At 74.7% G+C, this 3,661-nt stretch carries 4 protein-coding genes; 3 read left to right on the top strand and 1 reads right to left on the bottom strand.

Annotation, left to right across the window (positions count from 1 at the left end):
• Positions 1–106: 106 nt before the first annotated feature.
• A complete protein-coding gene (locus ACZ7GZ_RS37130; RefSeq protein WP_471031340.1) occupies positions 107–535 on the bottom strand; it encodes a type II toxin-antitoxin system Rv0910 family toxin in 429 nt (142 codons plus the stop codon).
• Positions 536–859: 324 nt separating this feature from the next.
• Here ACZ7GZ_RS37130 and ACZ7GZ_RS37135 point away from each other — a divergent pair, with 324 nt between their 5' ends.
• From ACZ7GZ_RS37135 to ACZ7GZ_RS37145, 3 genes are all read left to right on the top strand, one after another.
• The gene (locus tag ACZ7GZ_RS37135) at positions 860–1,387 is read left to right on the top strand and encodes a Clp protease N-terminal domain-containing protein (RefSeq protein WP_471031343.1); all 528 of its coding nucleotides are present in this window, start codon (positions 860–862) and stop codon (positions 1,385–1,387) included.
• A gap of 65 nt (positions 1,388–1,452) precedes the next feature.
• Positions 1,453–2,457, top strand: coding sequence for an EamA family transporter (locus tag ACZ7GZ_RS37140; RefSeq protein WP_471031345.1), 1,005 nt, complete (start codon positions 1,453–1,455; stop codon positions 2,455–2,457).
• Between the two features lie 191 nt (positions 2,458–2,648).
• The coding region (locus ACZ7GZ_RS37145) for a DMT family transporter (protein WP_471031348.1) at positions 2,649–3,661 on the top strand (1,013 nt) is incomplete at its 3' end.

Consider the following 3,661-nt stretch of genomic DNA (forward strand, 5'->3'; position numbering starts at 1 on the left):
ACCTCCCCCCCCCCCCCCCCCCCCCCCCCCCCCCCCCCCCCCCCCCCCCCCCCCCCCCCCCCCCCCCCCCCCCCCCCCCCCCCCCCCCCCCCCGGCCCGCCGGGGCTCAGGCGACCAGGCCGGCCAGCTTGCGCAGCGACTCGTTCAGCGCGGCCGTCGCCGAGTCCTTCAGTTTGCCCGCCATCAGCGACACCGCGGCTCCGGTGAACTCGCCGTCGATGCGGATGCTCGTGGCGTCGCCGTCGGGGGTGAGGGTGTAGCGGGTGGCGACCGTCACCGCCATCGGGCCCTTGCCCCGGATGGCGAAGACCCGCGCCGGTTCCAGCTCCTCGATGGTCCAGTCGACCTCGGCCGGGAAACCCATCAGCTTCATGTTCTCCTGGAACGTCCCGCCCACGGTCAGCGTTTCCGGCCCGCCCTTGGGGAAGCTGGTGTGGGTGGCGTTCCACTCTCCGTACGACGACCAGTCGGTGAGCCGGGTCCACACCTTCTCGGCCGGTGCCTCGATGCGTGCCTCCGCGCTGACTTCGGCCATGCGACCACCCCTTCGGAATCGGGCGTGCGGGCTACGGTGTCGCGGAACGTAGCCGCTGGGGCACGAACATTCAATACTGATGAACCGTCAGAACCGAGCCGCTGTCCTCAGGTGCGCAGACCCATTACACGCACCGGTTGCCGTCGACCGGGAATCAGCCGGATCTCCTCCCTGAGGATGAGATCCGGGTCGGCGATGTCCACTCTGTGTGGGACGCAAAGATGGTTCCGCTCGTGGATGACCCGGCTCATCGAGGCTGATGGGATAGAGGATGTGCAACCCCGTACGGCTCGCCGGACCGCCCACGACGAGGCGGCTGCGCACATGGACGACGATGCCGCGCTCGGCGCCGAGCTGGCATCGGTGGTCGCCGGTGCCCGCCGCAGGGCCGTGCGGGACGGCGACCGGCACGTCGACACCGCACATCTGCTGCACTCCCTGCTGGAACACGACCCCGAGGTGCGCACCGCCGTCGGCGGGCCGCCGCAACTCGCCCGGCTGCTCGGCTACCTCGTGCAGCGCAGCATCGGCTACGGACTGCGCTGGCAGGGCAGCGTGGAGGACTCCGGTGCGCTCGCCGTCGTCCCCGCCGCAGTCGTCCGAAGCGCCCCGGACCGTAGGGACACCGCCGGCTGGTCGCCCGCCGCGGCCGCCGCGCTGGCCGGCGCCCGCGAGCGCGCCCGGCTGCGCGGCGAGCCCCGCGTCCACGGCATCGACCTCCTCGCCGCGCTCACCGCGGACCCCGCCTCCCGGGCCGTCGAGGTCCTGGAGCGCGCCGGTATCCGCGACCTGGACGCCCGGATCGCAGCCGGCACGGGCGAGTACGCCGGCGACGGCGGCGCCGCCCGCTGAGGCCCCGTCCAATCCCTGAGACAGGTGTCAACAGGGGTGACGCTCATGTCGCCGCCTGGCATCATGTGCCGGTGCATACGTCGCAGAGCAGTCAGGGCAGTCGCGGAAAGGGCGTCGGGCTCGGTCTCGCACTCGCCTCGGCGCTCGCCTTCGGCGGGTCCGGGGTGGCCGCCAAACCGCTGATCGAGGCGGGGCTCGACCCGCTCGACGTGGTCTGGCTGCGGGTGGCCGGCGCCGCCCTCGTCATGCTGCCGCTCGCCGTGCGGCACCGCGCGCTGCTGCGCCGCCGTCCCGCGCTGCTCGCCGGCTTCGGACTGCTTGCCGTCGCCGGGGTCCAGGCCTGCTACTTCGCCGCCCTCTCCCGGATACCGGTGGGTGTGGCGCTGCTCGTCGAGTACCTGGCTCCCGCGCTGGTGCTGGGCTGGGTGCGGTTCGTACAGCGGCGGCCCGTGACCCGCGCCGCCGCGCTCGGCGTCGTCCTCGCCGCCGGCGGCCTCGCCTGCGTGGTGGAGGTCTGGTCGGGGCTGAGGTTCGACACCCTGGGCCTGCTGCTCGCGCTCGGCGCCGCCTGCTGCCAGGTGGGCTACTTCGTCCTGGCCGACCAGGGCAGCGACGCGGGCGACGAGGCGCCGGACCCGCTCGGCGTCATCGCCTACGGCCTGCTCGTCGGCGCCCTCGTCCTGACGGCCGTCGCCCGTCCCTGGAGCATGCGCTGGTCGGTGCTCACCGGCTCCGCGCACATGAACGGCGCCGCCGTCCCGGCCCTCGCCCTGCTCGGCTGGATCGTGCTCATCGCCACCGTCGTCGCGTACGTCACCGGTGTGCTCTCGGTGCGGCGGCTGTCCCCGCAGGTCGCCGGTGTCGTCGCCTGCCTGGAGGCGGTCATCGCGACCGTACTGGCCTGGGTGCTGCTCGGCGAGCATCTGACGGCGCCGCAGATCGCCGGCGGTGTGGTCGTCCTGCTCGGCGCGCTCATCGCCCAGTCGTCCACCCCGGCCAGGGGTTCCGCCGAGCCGGTGGCCGCGGGCGGAGCCGAACGCGAGTTGTCGGCCCGCGGTACGGCCCCATAAAGTGCCGGTCATGCCGTCGAACGCACTCGTCCTTCCGCCCCCGGCCGCCTGAGGCGGGCCTCCGGGACACCAGCCCCGCGCATGTGCGCCGGGCCGGACGGTGCTGCCCGCAGATGAAGTCCGCGCGCCCCGCTCCAGCGGGTCGCCCTCGAACTTCCGCACCCCTGGTGCGTTTCTGCGGAGAGAATCCCTTGACGACGAATTCGTCGACGACGTCGAACCCTGCTTCTGGCCTGCCCGTCGGGCGTGGCCTGCTCTATCTGATCATCACCGGTGCCGCCTGGGGCACCGCCGGCGCCGCCGCCTCCCTGGTCTACCGGACCAGCGACATGGGCGCCCTCGGACTGTCCTTCTGGCGCTGCGCGCTCGGCCTCGTCCTGCTGCTCGCCGGACGCGGACTGCGCCCGCGCGTCCGCCCGGCCACCGCCGAACCCCTGCTCCGCAGGGCCGGCAAGGTCCTCGCCACCGGCCTCGGTCTGGCCGTGTTCCAGACCGCCTACTTCGCCGCCGTGGAGTCGACCGGACTGGCCGTGGCCACCGTCGTCACCCTCGGCGCGGGACCCGTGCTCATCGCGCTCGGCGCCCGGCTGCTGCTCGGGGAACGGCTCGGTGCCGGCGGGGTGCTGGCCGTCGCAGGGGCGCTCGCCGGGCTGGCCGTCCTGACCTTCGGAGGCTCGGCCGCGACCGTGCGGCCCGCGGGTGTGCTCCTCGCGCTCGCCTCGGCCGCGGGCTACGGCGTCATGACCCTGCTGACCCGCTGGTGGGGGAGGGGCGGCGGTGCCGACGCCTCCGGCACCACCGTGGGGGCCTTCGCGGTGACCGGCCTGTGCCTGCTGCCGTTCGCCCTGCACGAGGGCCTGCTCCCGCACACCCCCCACCCGGCCCGGCTGCTGTGGCTGATGGTCTACATCGCCGCCGTGCCCACGGCCCTCGCGTACGCGCTCTACTTCGCCGGGGCGGCCGTCGTACGGTCCGCGACCGTCTCCGTGATCATGCTGCTGGAGCCGGTGACCGCGGCCGTGCTCGCCGTCGTCCTGCTCGGCGAGCGGCTCACGGCGACCACCGCGGCCGGCACCCTGCTCCTGCTCGGCGCGGTCGCGGGGGGGGGGGGGGGGGGGGGGGGGGGGGGGGGGGGGGGGGGGGGGGGGGGGGGGGGGGGGGGGGGGGGGGGGGGGGGGGGGGGGGGAGGGGGAAGAAAAAGCTG

The sequence above is a fragment of the Streptomyces sp. NPDC037288 genome, from assembly GCF_055603265.1.

Coding starts and splice junctions, on each gene's coding strand:
- ACZ7GZ_RS37130 (WP_471031340.1), bottom strand. CDS start 535: ATGGCCGAAGTCAGCGCGGAGGCACGCATCGAGGCACCGGCCGAGAAG.
- ACZ7GZ_RS37135 (WP_471031343.1), top strand. CDS start 860: ATGGACGACGATGCCGCGCTCGGCGCCGAGCTGGCATCGGTGGTCGCC.